This window comes from Serratia sp. CoH_122_TC_1 (assembly GCF_058191755.1).
In genome coordinates, this window is the sequence record NZ_JBXWLA010000007.1 from 79,382 (window position 1) to 105,915 (window position 26,534).

Consider the following 26,534-nt stretch of genomic DNA (forward strand, 5'->3'; position numbering starts at 1 on the left):
ACCTTGCCGCAACGGGCGATCTTCAGCAATTCACGGATTCCAGATGTGGAAAAGGCCGCGAAAGCGGCCTTTGAGGATTACATTGCGTTGCAGAAAATTGCGGTACTTTACTGAGGTTGCTGCTGCTCAGAGGCACCCATAGTGATTTTGGCTTCTTTACGCAAGCTGGCCAGCAGAGAGTCAAAGGACACGCCGGTCGCACCTTCTTCCATTTTGCTGACGAAGGTTTTCATTTCTTCCGCTGGCAAGGTGCCAGGATTCACAGCATCGAGTGCAATAAGCACCACGTTGCCCTGATTATCCTGCGACATGCCGTAAACGGGTTTACCTTCCTGCGGATGCGCCAGCGCGAATACACTCTGCACCAGTTGGCTATCTTCCGGCGCACGTGCCATCTTCTGCACGCTACCAAAGCTCAGACCCGCCACTTTCATTGCTTCGTCGCCTTTGCCTTGTTTCAGCTCAACCAGCAGTTTCTCGCCCTGCAGTTTCGCTTCCTGTTCCGCTTTGTTGCGTTTAACCAATTCAGCTACGCGATCTTTCACCTGGTCGAAGGGTTCAATGCCTTCTGGTTTATGGCCAGAAACACGGATCACGAAGGCGCGGTCACCATCAACGGTGATCACATCAGAGTTGCTGCCCGGAGCACCCGCTTCGCCAATCAGTGAACCGTCAAAAATCGACTGAATCACAGGTTTGAAGTTCAGTGCTGCCGGGATGTTATCGCGAGTAAACCAGTCAGTGTGTGCCGCTTTCACGCCCGCGGCCTCTTCTGCTGATGCCAGGGACTCGTTATCGCTGGTGGCAGCTTCGCTGACCTTCTGCTGCAGCGCGTAATACGCATCTACGGCTTTTTCCTGCTTAACCTGCTTGGCGATAGCGTCATGCACTTCGCTCAAAGGTTTCACTTTCTCAGGTTCGATGTCGTTCAGACGCACGACCAGATAACCTACGGAAGACTTCACCGCGCCAGACAGCTGGCCTTTTTCGGTCAGGTTAGCCTGTTTCAGCTCGTCTGCTGTGGTTTCCGGCTCCAACCAACCCAATTCACCACCGGTGCGGCGTGAAATGATGTCGGTGGATTTTTCTTTCGCCAGGGTGGCAAAATCGCCGCCTTTTTTCAGTTCATCCAGCACTGCATTGGCTTCCGCCTCAGTTTTCAGCTGGATAACGCTGTAGTTCTTGCGTTCAGGTTGGCCGTAGCTGCTTTTGTGCTGGTCGTAATAGGCGCTGATATCCGCGTCGGTTACCGTCACCTTGTCCTGCATAGAGGCCGCATCCATCGGGATATAGCTTACTTTGACCTGCTCCGGCGCAATGAAGCTGTTCTTGTTCTGGTTGTAGAACTCTTTCAGCTCGTCGTCAGTCACGGTTTGCTTGGCCTGCAACGCTTTCAGATCCAGCGTAGCCAGGCGCACATCGCGTTCTTGCAATACCAGTGCTGTCATGCCTTGCGCTTCAGCGGGCAAAATGAAGCCGGAGCTACCAAAGGCTTGGATCACTTGCTGATTAACCAATTGCTGGCGCATTGATTGCGCAAAGTTATCGGCGGTGTAACCCATACGGCTAATCAGATCGAGATATTTAGCGTTATCGAACTGGCCGTTAGTTTGGAAATAAGGCGCCTTGCGGATGGCGTCCTTCACCTGATCGTCGCTGACGCTCAGGCCTAATTTCTTGGCGTATTGATCCAACAGCATGTTGTCGATCAACTGTGACAACGCCTGATGGCGCATCTGCTGCATGTAGCCTTCATTGCCCGCCAGCGCGGAGAACTGGTCACCCAGCTGTTGCTGCATACGGCTGCGTTCGCTTTGGAAAGCCTGTTCCAGCTGAGCGCGCTCGATCACCTGACCATTTACTTTCGCTGCATAATCGCCGGAACCGCCGATCAGGTAGTTACCCACCCCGGTCAAAATAAATGACAAGATGATCAGGGCCAGGATGATTTTGAGCACGACGTTATTAGCAGCCGCGCGTAAATTGTCCATCATAGTGTGACAACACTCCGCTGTGATGTGGATTAAAAACACCCTTGCGCAGGCGCGTTCCCTGCGACAAAAATAAAAAAAGCGCATCAATCTGATGCGCCTTATATCTTACCTTACCAGCACCGTTGCGTCAGGTGATTGTTTATTACAAAACCCTGTAACGCTAAACGGTTAGACGCAAACAATCAGTTTACTGCGTCTTTCAGCGCTTTCCCTGCACGGAAGGCCGGAACTTTGGCTGCCGCGATTTTGATCTCTTTACCGGTTTGTGGATTACGGCCAGTACGGGCTGAACGCTCACGCACTGTAAAAGAACCGAAACCAACCAGAGCCACGTCATCCCCTTCCTTCAAGGATTCGGTAACAGATGCAATGACTGCATCTAAAGCACGTCCAGCTGCCGCTTTGGAAATATCAGCACCTGCGGCAATTTTGTCGATCAGTTGTGACTTATTCACTCTATCATCCCCTCTAGAATTCAATCGTCGCACCGAAAAATCCCTACGGTTGCGACAGCGCAGCTGTTATATCAATCCCATCGAACCTTGGCAAGCCACCGAAAGCATGACAAAACGCGGGCCGATAGCTTTCTAACTTAGCGGTACAAAAAAAGACTGGCAAGTCCGAAATGACTTGCCAGCATAAGTTTTATCAATGGTTTTTGCGATTCGTCACTATTTTGCCGCTACCGGCAGTGCGCCGAAGGCCGGGTTTTGCAACGCAAGGTTCAAAACTTCATCGATTCGCTGCACCGGATGAATATCCAGATCGGCGATAACGTTGTCCGGAATCTCTTCCAGATCGCGCTTGTTCTCAAAAGGAATCAGCACGGTTTTGATACCGCCGCGATGCGCCGCCAGCAGTTTCTCTTTCAGACCACCAATAGGTAACACCTGACCACGCAACGTGATCTCACCGGTCATTGCCACATCTGCGCGAACCGGGTTGCCTGTCAGGCAGGAAACCAGCGCTGTGCACATCGCAATACCGGCACTTGGGCCATCTTTCGGCGTAGCGCCTTCCGGCACGTGCACGTGGATGTCACGCTTCTCGTAAAAATCAGGATTAATCCCCAATTTGTCCGCGCGCGCACGCACCACGGTCAGTGCAGCCTGAATCGATTCCTGCATCACTTCACCCAGAGAACCGGTGTAGGTCAGCTTGCCCTTGCCCGGTACGCAGGCGGTTTCAATGGTCAGCAGATCGCCACCCACTTCCGTCCACGCCAGGCCAGTAACTTCGCCCACACGGTTTTCGGTATCCGCACGACCATAATCGACGCGCTGCACACCCAGGTAATCCTTCAGGTTGTCGCCGTTGATCTCAATATGCTTGGTCTTCTTGTCCATCAGCAGCGTTTTCACCGCTTTACGGCACAGCTTGGAGATTTCACGCTCCAGGCTACGCACCCCAGCTTCACGGGTGTAGAAACGGATAATGCCGACAATGGCGCTGTCGTCTACCGTCAGTTCACCTTTCTTCAGGGCATTGCGCTCAAGCTGCTTCGGCAACAGGTGTTGCTTGGCAATATTAAGCTTCTCATCTTCGGTATAGCCTGACAGGCGGATCACTTCCATACGATCCAGCAACGGCGCAGGAATGTTCATCGAGTTTGAGGTGGCAACAAACATCACGTCGGACAGATCGTAATCGACTTCCAGGTAGTGATCGTTAAACGCCACGTTCTGTTCCGGATCCAGCACCTCAAGCAGTGCAGAAGCAGGATCACCACGCATGTCCGAAGACATTTTGTCGATCTCATCGAGCAGGAACAGCGGGTTTTTCACCCCCACCTTGGCCATTTTTTGGATCAGCTTGCCCGGCATTGAGCCGATATAGGTGCGTCGATGCCCGCGGATTTCCGCTTCATCGCGCACGCCGCCCAGTGCCATACGCACGTACTGGCGGCCGGTCGCCTTGGCGATCGACTGCCCCAGCGAGGTTTTACCCACGCCTGGAGGCCCTACCAGGCACAAGATCGGCCCTTTGATTTTGCTAACGCGGCTCTGCACTGCGAGATACTCAAGGATACGATCCTTGACGCGTTCCAGGCCGTAGTGATCGATATCGAGCACTTCCTGCGCCTTAACCAGGTCTTTTTTCACCTTGCTGCGCGCATTCCACGGTACCTGCAACATCCAATCGATGTACCCGCGTACCACGGTCGCTTCCGCAGACATCGGTGACATCATTTTCAGCTTTTGCAGTTCCGCTTCGGTTTTTTCGCGCGCTTCTTTCGGCATTTTGGCCGCTTCAATCTTACGCTTCAGCGCTTCATGCTCGTCCGGCGCGTCGTCCATTTCACCCAGTTCTTTCTGAATCGCCTTCATCTGCTCATTCAGATAGTACTCACGCTGGCTTTTTTCCATCTGTTTTTTGACGCGGTTACGGATACGTTTCTCAACCTGCAGCAGGTCGATTTCCGATTCCATCATCGCCATCAGGTACTCCAGACGTTCAGTAATATCGAACATCTCCAGTACCGACTGCTTGTCGCTGAGTTTCAGCGGCATATGCGCAGCGATGGTATCCGCCAGGCGTGCAGCATCGTCGATGCTGTTCAATGACGTCAGCACCTCCGGTGGAATTTTCTTGTTCAGTTTGATGTAGCCTTCAAACTGATTGATGGCTGTACGCACCAGGACTTCTTGCTCACGCTCATCAATTGCCGGCGACTCAAGATATTCTGCCTGGGCAGCAAAATGCTCACCGCTGTCGGAAAGCGTAGTAATACGTGCCCGTTGCAGACCTTCTACCAGCACTTTTACCGTGCCATCGGGCAATTTCAGCATCTGCAGGATCGACGCTACGGTGCCGACAGAGAACAAATCATTAATGCCAGGTTCATCCGTTGAGGCCTCTTTCTGTGCCACCAGCATGATCTTCTTATCATGATCCATTGCTGCTTCGAGGCACCGAATCGATTTTTCCCGGCCAACAAATAACGGGATCACCATGTGCGGATAAACCACCACGTCGCGCAACGGCAAGACGGGGATTTCAATGCGTTCGGAACGCTCAGGGTTCATAGAGCTCTCTCTTAAGTTTAACTTCCGCCAGGTTGAGGGGAATCTCATGAGACGCAAGCATCAAACGTTTCATAAAATCTGGTTAATGAGTATATGGGGATGAATCTCTTACATTCAACGGCAAGAATGCAGGAAAAAGAAATGGGGGATAAAATCCCCCATTTTGGTATTAACTTTCTGGTTTGACTGGCGAATTATTCGCCTGAAGCCTGCGCTTCCGGCTTGCCGTAAATCAGTAACGGTTTGGACTGACCGGCAATGACCGACTCGTCGATCACCACTTTGTCGACGCTGTCCATAGAGGGCAGGTCATACATGGTATCCAGCAGCGCGCCTTCTACGATAGAACGCAGGCCACGTGCACCGGTTTTACGTGTCATGGCTTTCTTGGCGATAGCATTCAACGCTTCTTCACGGAATTCGAGCTCGACACCTTCCAGATTGAACAACGCCTGATACTGTTTGGTCAGGGCATTTTTCGGCTCTTTCAGGATCTGAATCAGCGCATCTTCGCTCAGCTCGCTGAGCGTAGCGACCACCGGCAGACGACCAATGAACTCTGGGATCAAACCAAACTTGATCAGATCTTCCGGTTCAGCCTGCAGCAGCAATTCGCCTTCCGTTGCTTTCTCTGCTTCACCCTTCACGGTTGCGCCGAAGCCGATACCGGAACCGGTATTGACGCGCTGACCGATCACCTTATCCAGGCCGGCAAATGCGCCACCACAGATAAACAGGATTTTCGAGGTATCAACCTGCAGGAATTCCTGCTGCGGATGCTTACGACCCCCTTGCGGTGGAACGGCAGCAATGGTGCCTTCGATCAGCTTCAACAGTGCCTGCTGCACGCCTTCACCCGAAACATCACGGGTAATAGACGGATTGTCTGATTTACGAGAAATCTTATCAATTTCATCGATATAGACAATGCCACGCTGTGCTTTCTGCACATCGTAGTCACATTTCTGCAGCAGCTTCTGGATAATATTTTCCACGTCCTCACCCACATAACCGGCTTCGGTCAGCGTGGTGGCATCGGCCATGGTGAAAGGGACATCCAGGAAGCGCGCCAGCGTTTCCGCCAGCAAGGTTTTACCGCTACCGGTCGGGCCAATCAGCAGAATATTGCTTTTGCCCAACTCAATACCGTTACTGGTATCGCCATTGCGCAAGCGTTTGTAGTGGTTATACACCGCAACAGCCAGCACTTTCTTCGCCTGCTCCTGACCAATGACGTAGTCATCCAGGTGGTGGCGGATCTCGTGCGGCGTCGGTAGCGCACTGCGCTCACGGTGCGGGGCAACTTCTTTAATCTCTTCGCGAATAATGTCGTTACACAGGTCAACACATTCATCGCAGATATACACTGACGGACCGGCAATCAGCTTACGCACTTCATGCTGGCTTTTGCCGCAGAAAGAGCAGTACAGCAGCTTTCCTGAACCGTCTTTGCGCTTATCTGTCATCAGTAAACCTCTTCTTTAGTCTTTGTTCCGCAGGAAAATCACGGCGATCGTGCGCCCCAATTCATACCGGGAATGCCGATAATGCTCACCAGAGCGAGCCGCGCCCGCTCTGATTACTATAGTCTATCGGCTCGCACATATTACCTCGCCAGCCGCGTGGTCTTACTTGCGGTGCGTCAGAATGCCGTCAACCAGACCATATTCTACTGCTTCTTCCGCGGTCATAAAGCGATCACGCTCGGTATCGCGTTCGATCTGCTCCAATGACTGGCCGGTATGTTCTGCCATCAGCTCATTCATGCGAGCCTTCACCTTCAGGATTTCACGCGCATGGATTTCGATATCCGTCGCCTGGCCCTGATAGCCGCCCAGCGGCTGGTGGATCATCACACGTGAATTTGGCAGGCAGAAGCGTTTGCCTTTAGCACCGGCAGTCAGCAGGAACGAGCCCATCGAGCATGCCTGGCCCATACAAATGGTGCTGACATCCGGTTTGATGAACTTCATGGTGTCATAGATTGACATGCCAGCGGTGATCACGCCACCCGGGGAGTTAATGTACAGGTAAATGTCTTTTTCCGGGCTTTCTGCCTCGAGGAACAGCATCTGCGCCACAATCAGGTTGGCCATGTGATCTTCGACCTGGCCGGTCAGGAAAATAATGCGCTCTTTCAGCAGGCGGGAATAGATGTCGTAAGAACGCTCCCCGCGTGAAGTCTGCTCTACCACCATCGGCACCAGGGCCATGTTAGGTGCAAATTGATCTCGTTCGCCACTGTATGACATTACCGTCTCCTAATAGAAATTGCCTTGGCGGCCAGGGTTACACCCTATTACACCGATTCTACTTGAGAACGGTCATGATGACTATGCTCAAGCATTCGACCCACGCCACACGTACCCGACGGTTTTTCTTATCCCGCGCACTCTGGCAAACAGCCTTTCCCCGTCATCTTTCAAGTCACAGCGTTGTTACCTGCACTTGCTCACCCCAGTTACTTACTCGAGTAAGCGCCTGGGGATGAGCGAGTTGGGCGCCTAGCTGCAACTTGAAAGCTATAGGGTATACATATACTTTTTACAGATTGGGGCCGCTGAGAGATTTTCAAGCCCGGTCACGTATTTTTAGCGGTTACCCTGCGCACCCACGAACTGGCAGTAAACATCATGCCAGACTGTTCCAAGAACAACAGTGTAAATATAGTGCATATTGTCACGCTTAACCTGAGATTAATCAGCAACGTGGCCAAAAGAAAAGCCCGCAACCGAAGGTTACGGGCTTTTTTAACGCCGGGACTCAGCAAGCCGTTCCCAAGGGCGCAACCTGTGCGCCCCGACGTACAGGCATTACGCCTGTTGAGTCTGGTTCATCAGCTCGCTGAAGGTAGTGGCTTTCTCAGTCACTTTCGCTTTTGCCAGCAGGGCTTCAACCGCTTGTTCTTCCAGAGCAACGTTGCGCATATTGTTCATCAGCTCTTTGTTTTTGCTGTAGAACTCAACAACTTCACTTGGATCTTCGTAAGCAGAAGCCATTTCTTCGATCAGCGTTTTAACGCGATCTTCGTCAGCTTTCAGATCGTTGGTGCTGATCACTTCGCCCAGCAGCAGGCCAACAACAACGCGACGCTTAGCCTGTTCTTCGAACAGTTCACGTGGCAGTTCCAGCGCTTGCTTCTCGTTGCCACCGAAACGCTGTGCAGCCTGACGGCGCAGAACGTCAACTTCGCCGTCGATCAGCGCAGCTGGAACGTCGATTTCGTTAGCGCTGACCAGACCGTCGATTGCCTGAGTCTTGATGCGGTTACGCACTGCGCCTTTCAGCTCGCGCTCCATGTTTTTACGCACTTCAGCACGCAGGCCTTCGATAGAACCATCAGCCACGCCGAAACGTTTGATGAACTCTTCAGTCAGCTCTGGCAGCTCACGCTCTTCTACTTTCTTCAGAACGATAGCGAACTTAGCCGCTTTGCCCTTCAGGTTTTCAGCGTGGTAATCTTCTGGGAAGTTAACGTCGATGGTGAATTCTTCACCGGCTTTATGACCGACCAGACCTTCTTCGAAGCCTGGGATCATGCGGCCCTGGCCCATAGCCAGTACGAAGTCAGAGGCTTTGCCGCCTTCAAACTCTTCACCGTCGATAGAACCAGAGAAGTCAACAGTCACACGGTCTTCAGCTTGCGCTGCGCGATCGCTGTCTTTCCAGGTCGCCTGCTGTTTACGCAGAGTGTCCAGCATAGTGTCAACGTCAGCGTCGTTAACTTCGACAACTGGCTTCTCAACTTCGATGCCATCCAGGCCTTTCAGCTCAACTTCTGGATACACTTCGAACTCAACGGCGAAGGTGAAGTCTTCACCTTCTTTGTACTCGCCCGGCACATAGTTTGGTGCGCCAGCCGGATTGATCTTTTCTTTGATGATCGCATCAACAAAGCTGCGTTGCATCGCTTCGCCCAGCACGTCTTGGCGAACGGAAGCGCCATAACGCTGCTCAACGATGTTCATCGGTACATGGCCTTTACGGAAGCCATCGATACGAACGCTTTTTGCCGCGTTGATCAGCTCTTTTTTGATAGCCTGCTTGATTGTATCAGCGGGTACAGTAATAGAGAGACGGCGCCCAAGGCCTTGAGTGGTTTCTACTGAAACTTGCATCTTGTTACCTCAAAAAAATCACAGTGCTCGGTCAACTCCGTTCCAAGAACCAGGACGGCTACATTACAGAACCGAGTTTCCTGATGACAGAAGCGTCCCGAAACCATTCCGGAAAAATAAGACGCGACATTATAGCGGCGCATGCGGAGCGAGTCGAGGAAAGCAAGGCGGCGGCGGCGCGCTAAAACTCACACTTTTGTCGATTTGATCGCCAAAAGGCCGCCGAAACCGACCCGGCCTTAGCTGCATGGCGCATCGGCTGTGTCGTCGTCAAAAACAGACACGGCCCGCAGGCCGTTCCAAAATTCGTCTGTAGTAATACCCCAATTCGTGGTCAAAGTTCCACTGATACCGCAAATTTAGCCATCAGGCTAGGGTACCGGCCCCACGACATGGGGGTGATGCTGGCACGGTATCTTGCAAACCTTCCCACTCTTTCAGGGTATAGGTGTGCAATGCCAACGCATGGACGCCATCTGCCAACTCTTCAGACAGCACGCCGTAAATTGAACGATGCCGAGTCAGAAAACGTTCGCCGACGAAGCGATCGCTGACCAATACGACTTTAAAATGGCTTTCTGAACCCGCCGGAACGTTGTGACGATAACTTTCATCAACGACTTCCAGATACGCGGGCTCAAACGCCGCCCTTAACTTTGCTTCTATTTGCTCGCGAATCATAGGATCTCCTTTACTACACCGGCAGAGGACCGCCCCATCTATTTCAATATTAGCCGCTTTCCCCCCTTTTAGACCATTCCTCAGGTAAATTTCTCTTTTCTGCGGGCAAAAAATGGTCAACATCCGCCGCCGCTTGAGGTTTATCTGATTGAGGCGGTCAAAAAAGCATGTTTTTATCAACGGCAGGTAAAAATTTGTCACTCCGGTGCGTTCTGCGCTTCCTCCGGCTGGCGGCGATGCTATGATGTCGACAATTTGTTGTTGGCTATCCCGCTCTGATTATTACAGAAAGCGTGCTCAAACCCGCCGCTCTGCCTTTGGCGGTTTGCAGCAGCTTAAAATCCATCGAGAATGAGACAGTAACTATGTTGAAAAAACTTTGCCTTCCACTGTTGGCCGCACTGATGCTGGCTGGCTGTGCTACCAGCAGCAACACCTTGAACGTGACGCCAAAAATTGTGCTGCCGCAGCAAGATCCTACGCTGCAAGGCGTAACCATCAGCATTAACGGTGCGGATCAGCGTAAAGATCAGGCACTGGCAAAAGTGAACCGCGACGGTCAGCTTGTGACGCTGACGCCATCACGTGATCTGCGCTTCCTGCTGCAAGAAGTGCTGGAGAAACAAATGGGCGCTCGCGGTTACATGATTGGCGCAGACGGTGCGGTTGACCTGCAAATCGTCGTCAATAACCTGTATGCGGACGTCTCTGAAGGCAACCTCCGCTACAACATCACCACCAAGGCGGATATTTCGATCATCGCTCAGGCGAAGAACGGCAGCAAGCAGGTGAAGAACTATCGCTCCACGTATAACGTCCAGGGCGCCTTCACCGCAACCAACGAGAAAATCACCAACGCGGTTAATAGCGTGCTGGGTGACGTTATTGCCGATATGGCGCAAGACACCAGCGTCAACGACTTTATCAAGCAAAACGCGCGTTAAGCCGCGCTCGCCTTGTGCCGCCCGGATCATCGGGCGGTGCAGACAGGGAACTCATGTCGAAACAGTATCTGAATATTTTCACCCAGCGTAATTCTGCCATCCTCCTGCTGCTGGGCTTTGCGTCGGGTCTGCCACTGGCACTGACCTCCGGCACGCTACAAGCCTGGATGACCGTCGAAAACATCGATCTGAAAACCATTGGTATTTTCTCTCTGGTTGGCCAGGCCTATGTGTTCAAATTCCTGTGGTCCCCCTTTATGGACCGCTATACCCCGCCATTCCTTGGGCGGCGGCGTGGCTGGTTGCTGATCAGCCAATTACTGCTGGTCGCGTCAATTGTTGCGATGGGCTTTATGCAGCCGGCGCAAGACTTGTGGTGGCTGGCGGCGTTGGCGGTACTGGTCGCCTTCTGTTCTGCATCGCAGGATATCGTTTTTGACGCCTATAAAACTGACCTGCTGAGCGCTGAAGAACGCGGTGCCGGCGCCGCTATCTCGGTTCTGGGTTATCGCCTGGCGATGTTGGTCTCCGGTGGGTTAGCGCTGTGGCTGGCCGATCGCTATTTTGGCTGGCAGTCAACCTATTGGTTGATGGCTGGGCTGATGCTGATTGGTATTGCCGCCACCTTGATGGCTCCCGAACCGGACGACAGCATTCCTGCGCCACGCACCATGGAACAAGCGGTGGTTGCCCCGTTGCGTGATTTCTTTGCGCGTAACAACGCCTGGCTGATTTTACTGTTGATCGTGATGTACAAGATGGGGGATGCCTTTGCCGGCAGCCTGAGCACCACCTTCCTGATCCGCGGCGTTGGCTTCGATGCCGGGGAAGTCGGTCTGGTGAATAAAACGCTGGGCCTGTTCGCCACCATCGTCGGCGCCCTGTTTGGCGGCGTGCTGATGCAGCGCCTGAGTTTGTTCCGCGCGCTGATGCTGTTCGGTATCCTGCAGGCGGTTTCCAATCTCGGTTATTGGATCCTTGCCGTTACCGATAAAAACCTTATGACCATGGGCAGCGCCATTTTCCTGGAAAATCTGTGCGGAGGAATGGGGACCGCAGCCTTCGTCGCATTACTGATGACGCTGTGCAACAAGTCATTTTCCGCCACCCAGTTTGCACTTTTGTCTGCACTGTCCGCCGTTGGGCGCGTTTATGTTGGCCCGATTGCCGGCTGGTTTGTCGAAGCACACGGCTGGCCGCTCTTTTATTTATTCTCAATCGCCGCTGCCCTGCCGGGCCTGTTGCTGCTGCGCCTGTGCCGTCAGACGCTGGAATATACCCAACGTACCGATAATTTCATGCCGCGCACCGAGTTCCGCCAGTATTACCGTTGGGCATTACGCATGCTGACGCTGGGCTGCTCGTTGTTGGGCCTGTGGCTGGTTCTACTGATCACCAACGCGCTTGACTGGAGTGCCTTGCCAAATCTGGCCGATCGGCTGTTGCAGTTAGGCGCCGCGTTGAGTCTGGTGGGCATTGCAATGGGCAGTGTGCTGGATTATCTGGCGTTACGCCGTACTAAATTGGCGTGATATCGCCGACCGGTCATCGCGCCGGTCGGCAAAAATGCATCAGAGTGATGTATTTATTTAGTTAAAAAATATAATTCCCGTCCAAATTATTTTTTTATCCGAGTGCGGCAGTCAGAAATAAAATTAAATTCACTTTTAAGACACAATAATTTTACATTAAATAAACCTTTCATTCGTATTTCAAAAAAGGGTTTCTACATGCAAGATTCATCATACCTTTAGTTTTCCTTAACATACGAATTACCCGGCACGATTCAGCGTGCCAACGCGTTGTTGCCATTAGTAAATTGTCACGCAGCGTGACATCTGTGACCCCCTTAACAGAAAGTGTCAACAAGCCGCTGACACTCCCTTAAGCATGTTTACAGTACTGCAACCTTCCCGTAAAATGCCCGCACACATGAAACGACAATAGAGCCTTTGTAATTGAGGTCGTTAGATGAGACTTAAGAAATACAATAAAAGTATTGGGATGTTGGCCTTAATTGCTTCCACTGTAATGCTCAGTGGTTGCAATATGGTATTGATGAATCCCAAAGGAGCAATTGGTGTTGAGCAACGGACACTGATTATCACCGCAATCGCATTAATGTTGATCGTAGTGGTACCAGTTATCTTTATGGCGTTCGCCTTTGCCTGGAAGTACCGTGCTTCCAACAAAGATGCCAAATACAGTCCGAACTGGTCACATTCCAACAAGATCGAAGCGGTCGTCTGGACCATTCCTATCATTATCATCGCCATCCTTGGCACCATTACCTGGAAAACGACGCACGAACTCGACCCGTTCAAGCCGATTGTCACTGACAAAAAGCCAATGACGATCGAAGTCGTGTCGCTTGACTGGAAATGGCTGTTTATCTACCCAGAACAAGGCATCGCAACCGTTAATGAGCTGGCCTTCCCGAAAGATGTTCCAGTCGAATTCAAGATCACCTCTAACTCGGTAATGAACTCGTTCTTTATTCCTCAGTTAGGTGGGCAGATTTATGCGATGGCCGGGATGCAGACCAAACTGCACCTGATCGGCAATGAAGCAGGCAAATACGACGGTATTTCCAGCAGCTTCAGCGGTCGCGGGTTCTCCGGCATGAAATTCACCGCCATTGTCACCCCAACCGAAGGCGACTTCGATCAGTGGGTTGCCAAGGTGAAAGCATCGTCGACTAACCTTAACGCCACCAGCGACTTTAACAAACTGGCAGAGCCGAGTGAAAATAACCCGGTCGAGTACTTCTCCAGTGTCAAACCGAATTTGTTCAAAGAAACGATTGGCAAATTCATGGGCGATATGGACATGCACAAAGGCGCTTCCGCGCACGAAGGTATGGACATGAGCCAGGGTATGGACATGGGTGAACATGCTCACGCCGGAGCCGAGGAATAAAACTGATGTTGGGAAAATTAACGCTTGATGCGGTTCCGTACCACGAACCAATCATCGTAGTCACCGTTGCTGCAATTATTATTGGGGGCTTGGCTCTGCTGGCCCTGATAACCTATTTCGGCAAGTGGAAGTGGCTATGGAAAGACTGGCTGACTTCGGTCGACCATAAAAAAATTGGTATCATGTACATCATCGTGGCAATGGTTATGTTGCTGCGTGGTTTCGCCGATGCCATCATGATGCGTAGCCAGCAGGCGCTTGCGTCCGCCGGCGAGGCCGGATTCCTGCCGCCGCACCACTACGACCAAATCTTTACCGCTCACGGCGTGATCATGATCTTCTTCATGGCGATGCCTTTCGTGGTCGGTCTGATGAACGTGGTCGTACCGTTGCAAATCGGTGCTCGTGACGTTGCCTTCCCGTTCCTGAACTCCCTGAGCTTCTGGTTCTTCGTGGTGGGTGTCGTGCTGATCAACATCTCTCTGGGTGTCGGTGAGTTCGCGCAGACAGGCTGGTTGGCGTATCCGCCGCTGTCGGGCAAGGAATACAGTCCTGGTGTCGGGGTCGATTACTGGATCTGGAGTCTGCAGATTTCTGGTCTGGGTACCTTGTTGACCGGTGTGAACTTCTTCGCAACCATCATGAAGATGCGTGCTCCTGGCATGCCTTTAATGAAGATGCCGGTGTTCACCTGGGCGGCGCTGTGTACTAACGTCCTGATCATCGTTTCTTTCCCAATTCTGACCGTGACTATCGCGTTGCTGACCCTGGATCGCTACCTGGGCTTCCATTTCTTTACCAATGATATGGGCGGCAACATGATGATGTACATCAACCTGATTTGGGCCTGGGGTCACCCAGAGGTGTATATCCTGGTTCTGCCAGTGTTTGGTGTGTTCTCTGAAGTCACCGCGACCTTCTCAAGAAAACGCCTGTTCGGCTATACCTCACTGGTATGGGCAACCATCGCGATTACCGTTCTGTCGTTCATCGTATGGCTGCACCACTTCTTTACCATGGGGTCCGGCGCTAACGTTAACGCCTTCTTCGGTATCGCCACCATGATCATTTCCATCCCTACCGGGGTGAAAATCTTCAACTGGCTGTTCACCATGTACCAAGGCCGCATTCAGCTCAACTCCGCAATGCTGTGGACCATCGGCTTCATCATCACCTTCTCCGTTGGTGGGATGACCGGCGTTCTGCTGGCAGTACCGGGCGCGAACTTCGTGCTGCACAACAGTCTGTTCCTGATTGCCCACTTCCATAACGTGATTATCGGTGGTGTGGTGTTCGGTTGCTTCGCTGGCCTGACCTACTGGTTCCCTAAATCCTTCGGCTTCACGCTGAACGAAAAATGGGGTATCCGTGCGTTCTGGTTCTGGATCATCGGTTTCTTCGTGGCCTTCATGCCGCTGTATGCTCTGGGCTTTATGGGTATGACTCGTCGTATCAGCCAGAACATCAACCCAGAGTTCCACCCACTGCTGCTCGTAGCAGCTGGCGGCGCGGCTCTGATTGCCTGCGGTATCCTGTGCCAACTGATTCAGATCTACGTCAGTGTGCGTGACCGTGAGCAGAACCGTGACCTGACCGGTGACCCATGGGGTGCTCGTACGCTGGAGTGGGCGACCTCGTCTCCACCGCCGTTCTATAACTTTGCCGTAGTGCCACAGATTCATGACCGTGATGAGTTCTGGGACATGAAAGAAAAAGGCGAAGCTTATAAGAAGCCGGCGAAATACGAACCCATTCATATGCCGAAAAATACCGGCGCCGGTGTGATTATTGCTGGCTTCAGCCTGGTATTTGGTTTCGCGATGATCTGGGACATCTGGTGGATGGCGATCGCTGCCTTCGTAGGTATGATCGTGACCTGGATTGCCAAGAGCTTCGATGAAGATGTTGATTACTATGTGCAGGTTGATGAAATCGAGCGCATTGAAAACCAACACTATGAACAAATCAGCAAAGCAGGCGTGAAACATGTCAACTGATACTCTGACTAACCATAACGCAGCCCATGCAGAGCATGGGCACCACGACGCAGGAGAGACCAAAGTCTTCGGATTCTGGATCTACCTGATGAGCGACTGTATTTTGTTTGCGAGCTTGTTCGCGACTTATGCAGTACTGGTGAACGGGACCGCGGGCGGTCCCTCTGGCAAAGACATCTTCGATCTGAAGTTTGTCCTGGTTGAAACCTTCCTGCTGTTGTTCAGCTCCATCACCTACGGTATGGCGATGATCGGCATGAACAAAGGCAAGGTTGGCAGCGTTAATACCTGGCTGTTCCTGACCTTCCTGTTTGGTCTGGGCTTCGTAGCGATGGAAATCTATGAATTCCATCACCTGATTGTTGAAGGTTATGGTCCGGATCGCAGTGCGTTCCTGTCCGGCTTCTTCGCACTGGTTGCTACCCACGGTCTGCACGTGACTACCGGCCTGGTGTGGATTGTCATCATGATGATTCAGGTCAGCAAGCGTGGCCTGACGTCAACCAACAAAACCCGTCTGATGTGCCTGAGCCTGTTCTGGCACTTCCTGGACGTGGTCTGGATCTGCGTATTCACCGTTGTTTACCTGCTGGGGGTTATGTCATGAGTCATTCATCCCATGAAACTTCTCACGGCGGCGCAAGCCACGGTAGCGTCAAGACCTATCTGATCGGCTTTATTCTGTCGATCATCCTGACGGTGATTCCATTTGCGATGGTCATGAGCGGTACAGCCTCTCATTCAACCATTCTGGCGGTTGTCGTTGGCATGGCAGTGATTCAGGTTGTTGTTCACCTGATTTACTTCCTGCACATGAATACCTCATCGGAAGAGCGCTGGAACCTGGTGGCATTACTGTTCACCGCTATGATCATCGGTATCGTTGTTGTAGGTTCACTCTGGATTATGTACAACCTCAACATCAATATGATGGTCGATTAAGAGCAGAGCTGGACGTGATGATTAAGCAATACCTGCAAGTAACTAAACCAGGAATTATTTTCGGCAATTTAATTTCTGTCGTCGGGGGATTTTTGCTCGCCTCCAAAGGGAGCATCGACTATCCCCTGTTTCTCGCCACCCTCGTGGGTGTCTCGTTGGTTGTCGCTTCGGGCTGTGTGTTTAACAACTACATTGACCGTGACATCGACAAGAAAATGGAGAGAACGAAGAATCGGGTGCTGGTTAAAGGCCTGATCGCGCCGAGTGTAAGCCTGGTTTATGCTACCGCTCTGGGTATTGCGGGCTTTGCGTTGCTGTATATCGGTGCCAACCCGTTAGCCATGTGGCTGGCGGTGATGGGTTTCGTGGTGTATGTCGGCGTCTACAGCCTGTACATGAAGCGTCACTCGGTATACGGCACCTTGATCGGCAGCTTGTCGGGCGCTGCGCCACCGGTTATCGGTTACTGCGCGGTGACCAATGAGTTCGATGCTGGTGCGTTGATCCTGCTGGCTATCTTTAGCCTGTGGCAGATGCCGCATTCCTATGCGATTGCCATCTTCCGCTTTAAAGATTACCAAGCGGCGAACATCCCGGTATTGCCGGTCGTCAAAGGCATTTCGGTGGCGAAGAACCACATCACGGTCTACATTGTGGCGTTTATGATTGCCACCCTGATGTTGACCCTGGGCGGCTACGCTGGCTACAAATACCTGATCGTCGCTGCGGCGGTAAGCGTATGGTGGTTGGGCATGGCACTGCGTGGTTACAAAACCGAAAATGACAGCGTGTGGGCACGTAAGCTATTCGTGTTCTCGATCGTTGCCATCACCTCGTTGAGCGTCATGATGTCTATCGACTTCAGCGCCACCGCGGCGCCGGAAGCCCTGATGACGTACGTCTGGTAAGCCAAATCGTCTGTAAATGGGCCGCGTAAGCGGCCCATTTTATTTGTCAGTTCAGAAATCCGTTTACTCCCGAAATGATCGGAGCTGCAACAAGGCGGCAAGAGTGCGAATCATCGGGAGCTTGACCAACCAAGTGACCGGGGTAAGTGCTCGCGGTCAACAGCGCTGTAGCTTCAAGGGGAAGCTGTAATATCTGCTAAACAACATTAGATTTACCCCCCCTACCCTTCACACTAAAATGACGCAGTTTTAACAGAAGCTATCCCATCAGGCGTTATCACCGATAACCTGACGGAATGGCTTTTAATGAGGTTTTAATGAACGATAATGCAATGACCCCGCTGGAGCGCCGGGCGACCTGGGGATTAGGAACGGTATTTTCACTGCGCATGCTCGGCATGTTTATGGTGCTGCCGGTACTGACCACCTACGGCATGGCATTGAACGGTGCCAGCGAAACATTGATCGGTATTGCTATCGGCATTTACGGCCTGGCACAGGCTGTCTTCCAGATCCCCTTTGGTCTGATCTCCGACCGCATCGGCCGCAAACCGCTGATTGTCGGCGGCCTGCTGATCTTTGCTTTGGGCAGCGTGATTGCCGCCGCAACCGACTCTATCTGGGGTGTTATTCTTGGCAGGGCATTACAAGGTTCTGGCGCTATCGCGGCGGCAGTCATGGCGCTGCTGTCAGATCTCACCCGGGAACAAAACCGTACCAAGGCCATGGCGTTTATCGGCGTGAGCTTCGGTATAACTTTCGCTATTGCTATGGTCGTCGGCCCGATTGTCACCCACGCCTTCGGCCTGCATGCGCTGTTTTGGATGATTGCCGTGCTGGCACTGGCCGGTATCGTAATCACTCTGACGGTCGTGCCTTCCGCAAGCCATCACGTGCTGAACCGTGAATCCAGCATAGTGCGCGGCAGTTTCAGCAAAGTGCTGAGTAACTCCCGCCTGTTAAAACTGAACATCGGCATTATGTGCCTGCATATTCTGCTGATGTCCAGCTTCGTGGCACTCCCATTGGCGATGGAAAAAGCAGGTTTGGCCCCGAGCGAACACTGGATCGTCTACCTGGTCACCATGCTGGTTTCTTTTGCCGCCGTCGTGCCCTTTATCATTTACGCTGAGAAGAAACGCCGAATGAAGCAAGTCTTTATGGGCTGCGTGGCGGTGCTGTTCTGCGCTGAAATACTGTTGTGGCTGTCCGGCGCGCACCTGTGGGGCATCATTGCAGGTGTACAGTTATTCTTTATGGCTTTTAACGTGATGGAAGCAATCCTGCCTTCACTGATCAGTAAAGAATCCCCTGCTGGCTATAAAGGCACGGCGATGGGCGTTTACTCTACCAGCCAATTTATTGGCGTCGCGATAGGTGGCAGTCTGGGCGGTTTCCTGTATGGCCTGCAGGGCGCTGGGCTGGTATTTATCGCCGGCGCGGTGCTGGCGGCCATTTGGTTCTTGGTCAGCAGTACCATGCAAGAACCGCCATACGTCAGTAGCCTACGTATTACATTGTCGGAACTGGCAGTGAAAGATTCAGCCTTGGAAAGCCGCCTGAAAGCCCAGCCGGGCGTGGCGGAGGCAATAGTGGTCCCGGAAGAGCGCAGCGCCTATGTAAAGGTCGATACCAAACAAACCAACCGCGGCCAATTGGAAGCGCTGGTGAATTCACTGTAAAGAAAAGGGCCAGCAAGCTGGCCCCTCACGATCTTCGCCTTCGCAAAAACCTTAATCGCGGAAGTTCTTGAACTGGAACGGCTGCCCCAGATCGGCACCGCGTACCAGCGCCATCACGCCTTGCAGATCGTCACGTGACTTACCGGTTACCCGGACTTCTTCACCCTGGATTTGCACCTGAACTTTCAGCTTGCTGTCTTTGATCAACTTGACGATTTTCTTCGCCTGGCTGGCTTCGATACCTTGCTTCAGCTTGGCTTCCACACTGTAGGTTTTTCCGCTATGGGTCATTTCGTCCGGGATCTCAAGCGCGCTGCCTTCGATACTGCGTTTACTGAGCTTTTCACGCAGAATATCAAGCAACTGCTGCACCTGAAAATCAGATTCGCTGGCAACTTTAATGCTTTCATTTTTTTCGTTCAGCTCGAAGCTGGCCGGCACGTTACGGAAATCCCAACGCGTGCCAAGATCGCGCGTGGCGTTCTCAACGGCGTTACGCACTTCCTGCATATCAATTTCGGAAACAATGTCGAAAGATGGCATACTTCTTCCTCCTGAATGAGAGCCTAATGCGATAGGCGATTTCGATGCCGAGCATGATAACCGCTTTAAGGCCTCAGGCAAAATCTGCCTAACCTGTTGGCGAATAACCCGTCGAACAACGGAAAAGTCTATAATTATACGACAGTAATAGAGCGATATTCCCGTTACCCCAAGGAGTCTGGATGAAAATAACTATTCTTGGTTGCGGTGCGCTCGGACAGCTGTGGCTCTCTCGACTTTATCAGCAGGGCCATGACGTACAGGGATGGTTGCGAGTGCCACAACCCTTCTGCGCAGTGAACGTGATTGAGCCTAATGGCCCCTCGTTCAACCGTAATTTGCCCACCAACGATCCCGAACATTTGGCGCAGAGTGAACTGCTGCTGGTCACCCTGAAAGCCTGGCAGGTATCCGGCGCAGTCAGTGCGCTGTTGCCGAAGTTGAACCCGCGCTGCGCCATCCTGTTACTGCATAACGGCATGGGTACTCAGGATGAACTCCCGGCAAACAACCAGCCGATATTGCAGGGAACCACAACCCATGCAGCACGCCATGACGGCAGCACGATTATCCACGTCGCGGGGGGCACCACGCATATTGGCCCAACCTCCCCGCCGGCAATATCCCTCAGCCATCTGGCAGAGGTGCTGCATCAAGCCCTGCCTGATGTCGCCTGGCACAATAATATTGCCTCTGCGAATTGGCGTAAGTTGGCCGTCAACTGCGTAATCAACCCGCTGACGGCGCTGTATAACTGCCGTAATGGTGATCTTCAGCGCTATCCAGAGCAAATTGAAGTTATCTGCCGCGAGGTCTCCAGTGTGATGGAAATGGAGGGCTACCACACCTCTTGTGAAGGGTTGCTGCAGTACGTCATGGCCGTGATCCAGAGTACCGCAGACAATATCTCTTCGATGCTGCAAGACATCCGTACCCAACGGCACACGGAGATCGACTACATTACCGGCTACCTCCTGCGCCGCGCACGTAGCCATGGCATCACCCTGCCAGAAAATGCGCGGCTGTTTGAATTGATTAAGCGAAAGGAAAATGAATATGAGCGTATCGGCGCTGGTCTGCCTGGCACCTGGTAGCGAAGAAACCGAAGCCGTCACTACCATCGATCTGCTGGTACGAGCGGGCGTTAACGTCACTACGGCCAGTGTGGCCAGTGATGGCGACCTGACCATTGTCTGTTCGCGCGGCGTTAAGCTGTTGGCGGATGCGCCCTTGGTATCGATTGTGGACGAGCCTTTTGATGCCATCGTGCTGCCCGGCGGCTTGAAAGGTGCCGAATGTTTCCGTGACAGCCCGCTGCTGGTGGAGAAAGTGCGTCAAATGCATCTGCAAGGCAATATCGTCGCGGCTATCTGTGCAGCACCTGCACTGGTGTTACAGCACCACGACCTGTTTCCCATCGGGAATATGACCGGGTTCCCAGGATTGAAAGAACAGATCCCTGCGGACAAATGGATGGAGCGCCGTGTGGTCTTTGATGCACGCGTTAACCTGCTCACCAGCCAAGGGCCGGGAACGTCTATGGAGTTTGCGCTGAAGCTGATTGATTTGCTGTTGGGTAAAGCGAAAGCGGCGGAAATCGCGGCGCAATTAGTGCTGATACCGGGGATGTACGACTTCCGCGATTAGCAAGCATCAGTTCTGAGGTTAAAATATATAATCCACAAAATAATTGGAGCTGCAACCCGGCGGCCAGTGCGGGAATCCCCGAGAGCTTACTTGAGTAAGTGACCGGGGTGAGCGCATGCAGCCAACACAGGTGCAGCTTCAAGTATGAAGTGGATTTAAGGACGATAGACTTTGACGTTACTATACCCCTGCTCCAGCAAGTACAGCGCCTGCAGGCGGCTCATCACGCCACGCTCACAGTACAGCAGGTAGGTTTTGCTCTGGTCCAAATCGCCAAACTGGGTACTGAGCTTGTAGAACGGCAGGGATTTTACCTCTACCTGATCCAGCTTCAGCGGTTTATCTTCCTGTTCGTCGTTGGAACGAATATCCAGAATCACCTCGTCAGTGCCAAACGCCGCCACGGTTTCCACTTCGGTAACCTGTTCCTGCGTTTGCTCGGCGATAGTACGAATATCCACGTTCTTGGCTTCGCTCACCACACGATCGAGAATGCTGAAATCAAAGTTAGCTTCTTCTTCTTCGATCTTCGCTTTGATTGCTTTTACCGTCGGGCTTTTCGAGATCACACCGCAGTATTCCGGCATGGTCTTGGCGAAATCCTCGGTGCCAATCTCACGCGCTACTTTAATGATGTGCTCTTTATCGTGGGAGATCAGCGGACGCAGGATCAGCGTATCGGACGCATTGTCGATCAAGCGCAGGTTCGTCAGCGTCTGGCTGGACACCTGGCCCAAGGCCTCACCGGTCACCAGTGCCTGCACGCCATAACGTTCAGCAATCTGCGAAGCAGCACGTACCATCATGCGCTTGAGCACCACGCCCATCTGGCCGTCTTCAACCTTTTCCAGGATCTCGCCAACCACGGGTTCAAAGTCGATAGCGATAAACCGCACCTTGTGCGAACTGGCAAAGCGGTTCCACAGATAGTGAGCCACCTGGCGCACGCCAATTTCATGCGCAGCGCCACCCAGATTGAAGAAGCAATAATGCACGCGGCAACCACGACGCATTAGCATATAGCTGGAAACGCCTGAGTCGAAACCACCAGAAATCAGCGACAGTACGTCTTCCTGTGTCCCCACCGGGTAACCGCCGATGCCTTCACGGCGGGCTTTCACCAACATCAGCTTGTCGTCTTCAATCTCCAGGTTGACCGTCACCTGCGGGTGCGACAACTTAACGCGCGCGCTTTCGATATGCTGGTTCAGACCGCCGCCGACGTAACGCTCCACGTCCTGAGAATTAAAGTCCTGTTTGCCACGGCGTTTAACCCGCACACAGAAGGTTTTACCTTCCAATTGCTCGCGATAGGCTTCCAGCGTCTGCTCGAAAATATGGTGGATGTCGGTATAGTCGCGGTCTTCCACTTCCAAAATATGGTGTATACCGGGAATGCGCGTCAGTGCGTCGGCAATAACCGGACGCTGGTTTTCATCTTTGGCGCGAACTTCGATATGATCCCAGTGACGGACAACCGCCAGTGTTTCATCATACTGCTTCAGGACGTTGCGGATACTGGTCGAGAGGATCTTGATAAAGCGCAAGCGCACAGATTGGCTCTTGATGGTGATTTCCGGGAACAATTTAATGATAAACTTCATGGCGGTCTTTATTGTCAGAATTACGTGGGAAAAGGATTTACAATGTATATGCGATTGATAAAGCCCTCGGGGCTACCGAATGTTTTATCAATCGCATTTGCGGCGCAGAGTATACCATCATCTGGTGGGGCTCGGTGCACAAAACCACACATGCGCGCCATGATTTGCTAATCAAAATCCGCTAGGATAGGCTCTGGCGCTACTGTTCACATGATGATGTAAAAAGAAAACTATGCCGAAAAAACCTGCACAATCAGACAGTACAGAGCAAAGCATCAGCTTTGAAAGCTCACTCAGCGAGCTTGAAAACATCGTAACGCGTCTGGAATCGGGTGAATTGCCTTTGGAAGACGCGCTCAATGAGTTCGAGCGTGGCGTACAGCTCGCGCGTCAGGGCCAGCAGAAGCTTCAGCAGGCGGAACAGCGCGTACAAATTCTGCTTAACGACAGTGCCGATGATACTGCGCTGGCACCTTTTACACCGGATGCCGAGTAATCACCATGTCCGAGACCGTCCAACAAACCGCTTTTTCTGACCAGCTGCAGGCGTTGCGCCAGCGGGCCGACCGCACGCTGCTGGATTTTATCGCACCCTTGCCGTTCAACAATGGCAATATGGTGGCGGCAATGCGCCACGGCGCGCTGCTGGGCGGCAAACGCCTGCGTCCGTTCCTGGTGTACACCACTGGGCAGATGTTTGGCGTATCACTGAATAATTTGGATGCGCCCGCAGCTGCGGTAGAATGTATTCACGCCTACTCACTGATCCATGACGATCTGCCGGCCATGGACGACGACGACCTGCGTCGTGGTCAGCCGACTTGCCACATCAAATTTGGTGAGGCCAACGCAATTTTAGCCGGCGATGCCCTGCAAACGCTGGCCTTTTCCATTCTGGCCGATGCCGACATGCCCGATGTGGCGTTGCGCGATCGGTTAGCGATGGTGTCTGAATTGGCAACCGCCAGCGGCGTTGCGGGAATGTGTGGCGGTCAGTCGCTGGATCTCGAAGCCGAAGATCAGCAGGTTGGTCTGGAAGCATTGGAGCAGATCCATCGCCACAAGACCGGCGCATTAATCCGCGCCGCAGTCCGTCTCGGGGCCTTGGCCGCCGGAGAACCTGGTCGTGCCGCGCTGCCACAGCTCGACCGTTACGCGGCTGCAATTGGCCTGGCGTTCCAGGTGCAGGATGATATTTTAGATGTGGTCGGCGAAACCGAAAAAATTGGCAAACGCCAAGGCGCAGACCAGCAACATGGAAAGAGCACCTATCCAGCTTTGCTCGGGCTTGACAGCGCGAAAGCAAAAGCGTGGGATCTCTATCAGGAAGCTTTAGCTGCATTAGATACTTTGGCAGCACAATCTTATAACACAGCGCCATTGCGAGCGTTAGCCAGCTTCATTATTGAACGCGACAATTAACGTGTGACGTAATACCCAATTGACTTCAAGTTGCAGCCAGGCGGCAACTGAGCGAATCCCCCGGAACTGGGCAATCCCAGTGACTGGGGTGAGAGAAGGCGGCCAATACCGCTGCACCTTGAAAGATGAAGGGTAACATCCTCTGATATGAGTATCGAATGAGTCTTGATATAGCCAAATACCCGACCTTGGCGCTAGCGGAAAATCCCGATGAACTCCGCTCGTTGCCGAAAGAGAGCCTGCCGAAACTGTGTGACGAACTTCGGCAATACCTTCTGGACAGCGTCAGTCGCTCCAGCGGCCACTTTGCGTCTGGGCTGGGTACCGTCGAACTGACGGTGGCGTTGCACTATGTGTACCAAACCCCGTTCGATCACCTGGTATGGGACGTGGGCCATCAAGCCTACCCACATAAGATTCTGACCGGTCGCCGTGACAAAATCTCCACTATTCGCCAGAAAAATGGCCTGCATCCTTTCCCGTGGCGTGCGGAAAGCGAATACGATGTGCTGTCAGTTGGCCACTCTTCCACCTCGATCAGCGCCGGGCTCGGCATGGCTGTGGCAGCGGAACGTGAAGGTAAAAATCGCCGCACTGTCTGCGTGATCGGCGATGGCGCAATCACCGCAGGTATGGCGTTTGAAGCCATGAACCACGCCGGCGACATTAACCCAGACATGCTGGTGGTTCTGAACGACAACGAAATGTCGATCTCGGAGAACGTCGGTGCGTTGAATAATCACCTGGCCCAACTGCTGTCCGGCAAGCTCTACTCCACCCTGCGCGAAGGCGGAAAAAAAGTGCTGTCTGGCCTGCCGCCAATCAAAGAATTGGTCAAACGCACCGAAGAACACCTGAAAGGCATGGTCGTGCCAGGCACGCTGTTCGAAGAGCTGGGCTTTAACTACATCGGCCCGGTCGACGGTCACGATGTCCAGGGCCTGGTTGCCACGCTGAAAAACATGCGTGACCTGAAAGGCCCGCAGTTGCTGCATATCATGACCAAAAAAGGCCGCGGTTACGCCCCTGCGGAAAAAGACCCGATCAGCTTCCATGCGGTACCCAAATTCGATCCAGCCAGCGGGACTCTGCCAAAAAGCGCGGGGGGCCTGCCAACCTATTCAAAAGTCTTTGGTGATTGGCTATGCGAAACTGCCGCCAAAGACAGCTCGCTGATGGCCATCACTCCCGCAATGCGTGAAGGCTCAGGCATGGTGCAATTCTCCCGTGACTATCCACAGCAATATTTTGATGTGGCTATCGCCGAGCAGCATGCGGTGACCTTCGCCGCTGGCCTGGCGATTGGCGGTTACAAGCCGGTGGTGGCCATTTATTCCACCTTCTTGCAACGTGCTTACGATCAATTGATCCACGACGTTGCCATTCAAAAATTGCCGGTAATGTTTGCTATCGATCGCGGCGGCATTGTCGGCGCCGACGGCCAAACTCACCAAGGTGCATTTGATCTGTCATTCATGCGTTGTATCCCAACCATGGTGATCATGACGCCAAGCGATGAGAACGAGTGCCGTCAGATGCTGTACACCGGTTATCACTACAATGAAGGCCCAAGCGCCGTACGCTATCCACGCGGCAACGGCACCGGCGCGCCACTGGAACCGCTCAGTGCGCTACCGATAGGCAAAGGCGTGGTCCGCCGTGAAGGTGAAAAGCTGGCGATCCTGAACTTCGGTACACTGTTGCCGGAAGCGGCACAGGTAGCGGAAACCATGAACGCTACGTTGGTGGACATGCGCTTCGTGAAGCCACTTGACGAACAGCTGATACTGGCGCTGGCAACCAGCCACGACGCACTGATTACGCTGGAAGAAAATGCCATTATGGGCGGTGCTGGCAGCGGTGTGAACGAGTTGCTGATGGCCAAGCGCCGAGTCGTACCTGTGCTGAATATCGGCCTGCCGGACAGCTTTATCTCCCAGGGCAGTCAGGAAGAAGTCCGTGTTGATCTTGGCCTGGACGCTGCAGGCATCCAGCGGCAAATCGAGGTCTGGCTGGCGCAGTAATCCTCACGCCACACTGACAGGCGCCTCCGCTTTTGCGGGGGCGTTTTCATTTCTGCCGTCTGAAAATCCGCTACAGGTAACGT

At 52.9% G+C, this 26,534-nt stretch carries 22 protein-coding genes; 13 read left to right on the forward strand and 9 right to left on the reverse strand.

Annotated features, from left to right (window positions below):
* Positions 1-107: 107 nt before the first annotated feature.
* The 7 genes from ppiD to bolA form a co-directional block, all read right to left on the reverse strand.
* Positions 108-1,994, reverse strand: a complete 1,887-nt coding sequence (gene ppiD / locus AC2FC2_RS10710; protein ID WP_490659198.1) for a peptidylprolyl isomerase — start codon at positions 1,992-1,994, stop codon at positions 108-110.
* Between the two features lie 182 nt (positions 1,995-2,176).
* Positions 2,177-2,449: a nucleoid-associated protein HU-beta gene (gene hupB / locus AC2FC2_RS10715; RefSeq protein ID WP_006319790.1), complete on the reverse strand. Its 273-nt coding sequence runs from the start codon at positions 2,447-2,449 to the stop codon at positions 2,177-2,179.
* A 216-nt stretch (positions 2,450-2,665) separates the two neighbouring features.
* Positions 2,666-5,020 (reverse strand): endopeptidase La, encoded by a 2,355-nt coding sequence (gene lon, locus AC2FC2_RS10720; RefSeq protein ID WP_209636533.1) that lies wholly within the window; start codon positions 5,018-5,020, stop codon positions 2,666-2,668.
* 194 nt (positions 5,021-5,214) lie between these two features.
* Complete coding sequence (gene clpX / locus AC2FC2_RS10725) at positions 5,215-6,486, reverse strand: ATP-dependent protease ATP-binding subunit ClpX (RefSeq protein ID WP_182821771.1); 1,272 nt, start codon at positions 6,484-6,486, stop codon at positions 5,215-5,217.
* A gap of 162 nt (positions 6,487-6,648) precedes the next feature.
* On the reverse strand, positions 6,649-7,272 hold the full coding sequence (gene clpP / locus AC2FC2_RS10730) for an ATP-dependent Clp endopeptidase proteolytic subunit ClpP (protein WP_020825491.1): 624 nt from the start codon (positions 7,270-7,272) through the stop codon (positions 6,649-6,651).
* Positions 7,273-7,833: 561 nt separating this feature from the next.
* Entirely contained in the window at positions 7,834-9,138 is a 1,305-nt protein-coding gene (gene tig, locus AC2FC2_RS10735) for a trigger factor (RefSeq protein ID WP_044548696.1), read from the reverse strand.
* A gap of 366 nt (positions 9,139-9,504) precedes the next feature.
* A complete protein-coding gene (gene bolA, locus AC2FC2_RS10740; protein ID WP_004940361.1) occupies positions 9,505-9,819 on the reverse strand; it encodes a transcriptional regulator BolA in 315 nt (104 codons plus the stop codon).
* 365 nt (positions 9,820-10,184) lie between these two features.
* Between bolA and AC2FC2_RS10745 the strand changes: the two genes are divergently transcribed.
* The 8 genes from AC2FC2_RS10745 to AC2FC2_RS10780 all read left to right on the forward strand — a co-directional run bounded on the left by AC2FC2_RS10745 (position 10,185) and on the right by AC2FC2_RS10780 (position 19,211).
* Positions 10,185-10,763 (forward strand): lipoprotein, encoded by a 579-nt coding sequence (locus tag AC2FC2_RS10745; protein WP_209636535.1) that lies wholly within the window; start codon positions 10,185-10,187, stop codon positions 10,761-10,763.
* Between the two features lie 53 nt (positions 10,764-10,816).
* A complete protein-coding gene (gene ampG / locus AC2FC2_RS10750) occupies positions 10,817-12,295 on the forward strand; it encodes a muropeptide MFS transporter AmpG (RefSeq protein WP_400768503.1) in 1,479 nt (492 codons plus the stop codon).
* Between the two features lie 439 nt (positions 12,296-12,734).
* Positions 12,735-13,682, forward strand: a complete 948-nt coding sequence (gene cyoA / locus AC2FC2_RS10755) for a cytochrome o ubiquinol oxidase subunit II (protein ID WP_209636540.1) — start codon at positions 12,735-12,737, stop codon at positions 13,680-13,682.
* Between the two features lie 5 nt (positions 13,683-13,687).
* Entirely contained in the window at positions 13,688-15,679 is a 1,992-nt protein-coding gene (cyoB, locus tag AC2FC2_RS10760) for a cytochrome o ubiquinol oxidase subunit I (RefSeq protein WP_209636542.1), read from the forward strand.
* Positions 15,669-16,286 (forward strand): cytochrome o ubiquinol oxidase subunit III, encoded by a 618-nt coding sequence (locus tag AC2FC2_RS10765; protein WP_209636543.1) that lies wholly within the window; start codon positions 15,669-15,671, stop codon positions 16,284-16,286. The genes cyoB and AC2FC2_RS10765 overlap by 11 nt, the downstream gene beginning before the upstream one ends.
* Complete coding sequence (locus AC2FC2_RS10770) at positions 16,283-16,621, forward strand: cytochrome o ubiquinol oxidase subunit IV (RefSeq protein WP_012005527.1); 339 nt, start codon at positions 16,283-16,285, stop codon at positions 16,619-16,621. The genes AC2FC2_RS10765 and AC2FC2_RS10770 overlap by 4 nt, the downstream gene beginning before the upstream one ends.
* 17 nt (positions 16,622-16,638) lie before the next feature.
* A complete protein-coding gene (gene cyoE / locus AC2FC2_RS10775; protein WP_012005526.1) occupies positions 16,639-17,529 on the forward strand; it encodes a heme o synthase in 891 nt (296 codons plus the stop codon).
* A gap of 317 nt (positions 17,530-17,846) precedes the next feature.
* Positions 17,847-19,211 carry an MFS transporter gene (locus AC2FC2_RS10780; RefSeq protein ID WP_209636545.1) on the forward strand — a complete coding sequence of 455 codons (1,365 nt, stop codon included), beginning with the start codon at positions 17,847-17,849 and terminating at the stop codon, positions 19,209-19,211.
* Between the two features lie 51 nt (positions 19,212-19,262).
* Here AC2FC2_RS10780 and AC2FC2_RS10785 read toward each other — a convergent pair whose 3' ends face one another.
* Positions 19,263-19,754 (reverse strand): YajQ family cyclic di-GMP-binding protein, encoded by a 492-nt coding sequence (locus AC2FC2_RS10785; protein ID WP_209636547.1) that lies wholly within the window; start codon positions 19,752-19,754, stop codon positions 19,263-19,265.
* Positions 19,755-19,936: 182 nt separating this feature from the next.
* Here AC2FC2_RS10785 and panE point away from each other — a divergent pair, with 182 nt between their 5' ends.
* Both panE and yajL read left to right on the forward strand, forming a co-directional pair.
* Complete coding sequence (gene panE / locus AC2FC2_RS10790; protein WP_265554598.1) at positions 19,937-20,848, forward strand: 2-dehydropantoate 2-reductase; 912 nt, start codon at positions 19,937-19,939, stop codon at positions 20,846-20,848.
* Positions 20,811-21,401 carry a protein deglycase YajL gene (gene yajL, locus AC2FC2_RS10795; protein WP_265554600.1) on the forward strand — a complete coding sequence of 197 codons (591 nt, stop codon included), beginning with the start codon at positions 20,811-20,813 and terminating at the stop codon, positions 21,399-21,401. Before panE ends, yajL begins: the two co-directional genes overlap by 38 nt.
* A gap of 155 nt (positions 21,402-21,556) precedes the next feature.
* On the opposite strand, the gene thiI is transcribed toward yajL, so the two are convergent.
* Complete coding sequence (thiI, locus tag AC2FC2_RS10800; protein ID WP_209636554.1) at positions 21,557-23,005, reverse strand: tRNA uracil 4-sulfurtransferase ThiI; 1,449 nt, start codon at positions 23,003-23,005, stop codon at positions 21,557-21,559.
* A gap of 232 nt (positions 23,006-23,237) precedes the next feature.
* Here thiI and xseB point away from each other — a divergent pair, with 232 nt between their 5' ends.
* The 3 genes from xseB (at position 23,238) to dxs (ending at position 26,451) form a co-directional block, all read left to right on the forward strand.
* Positions 23,238-23,501 carry an exodeoxyribonuclease VII small subunit gene (gene xseB, locus AC2FC2_RS10805; protein ID WP_209636557.1) on the forward strand — a complete coding sequence of 88 codons (264 nt, stop codon included), beginning with the start codon at positions 23,238-23,240 and terminating at the stop codon, positions 23,499-23,501.
* A gap of 5 nt (positions 23,502-23,506) precedes the next feature.
* Positions 23,507-24,427 carry a (2E,6E)-farnesyl diphosphate synthase gene (ispA, locus tag AC2FC2_RS10810; RefSeq protein ID WP_037424308.1) on the forward strand — a complete coding sequence of 307 codons (921 nt, stop codon included), beginning with the start codon at positions 23,507-23,509 and terminating at the stop codon, positions 24,425-24,427.
* A 158-nt stretch (positions 24,428-24,585) separates the two neighbouring features.
* Positions 24,586-26,451, forward strand: a complete 1,866-nt coding sequence (gene dxs, locus AC2FC2_RS10815) for a 1-deoxy-D-xylulose-5-phosphate synthase (RefSeq protein WP_209636559.1) — start codon at positions 24,586-24,588, stop codon at positions 26,449-26,451.
* Positions 26,452-26,534 lie beyond the last annotated feature (83 nt).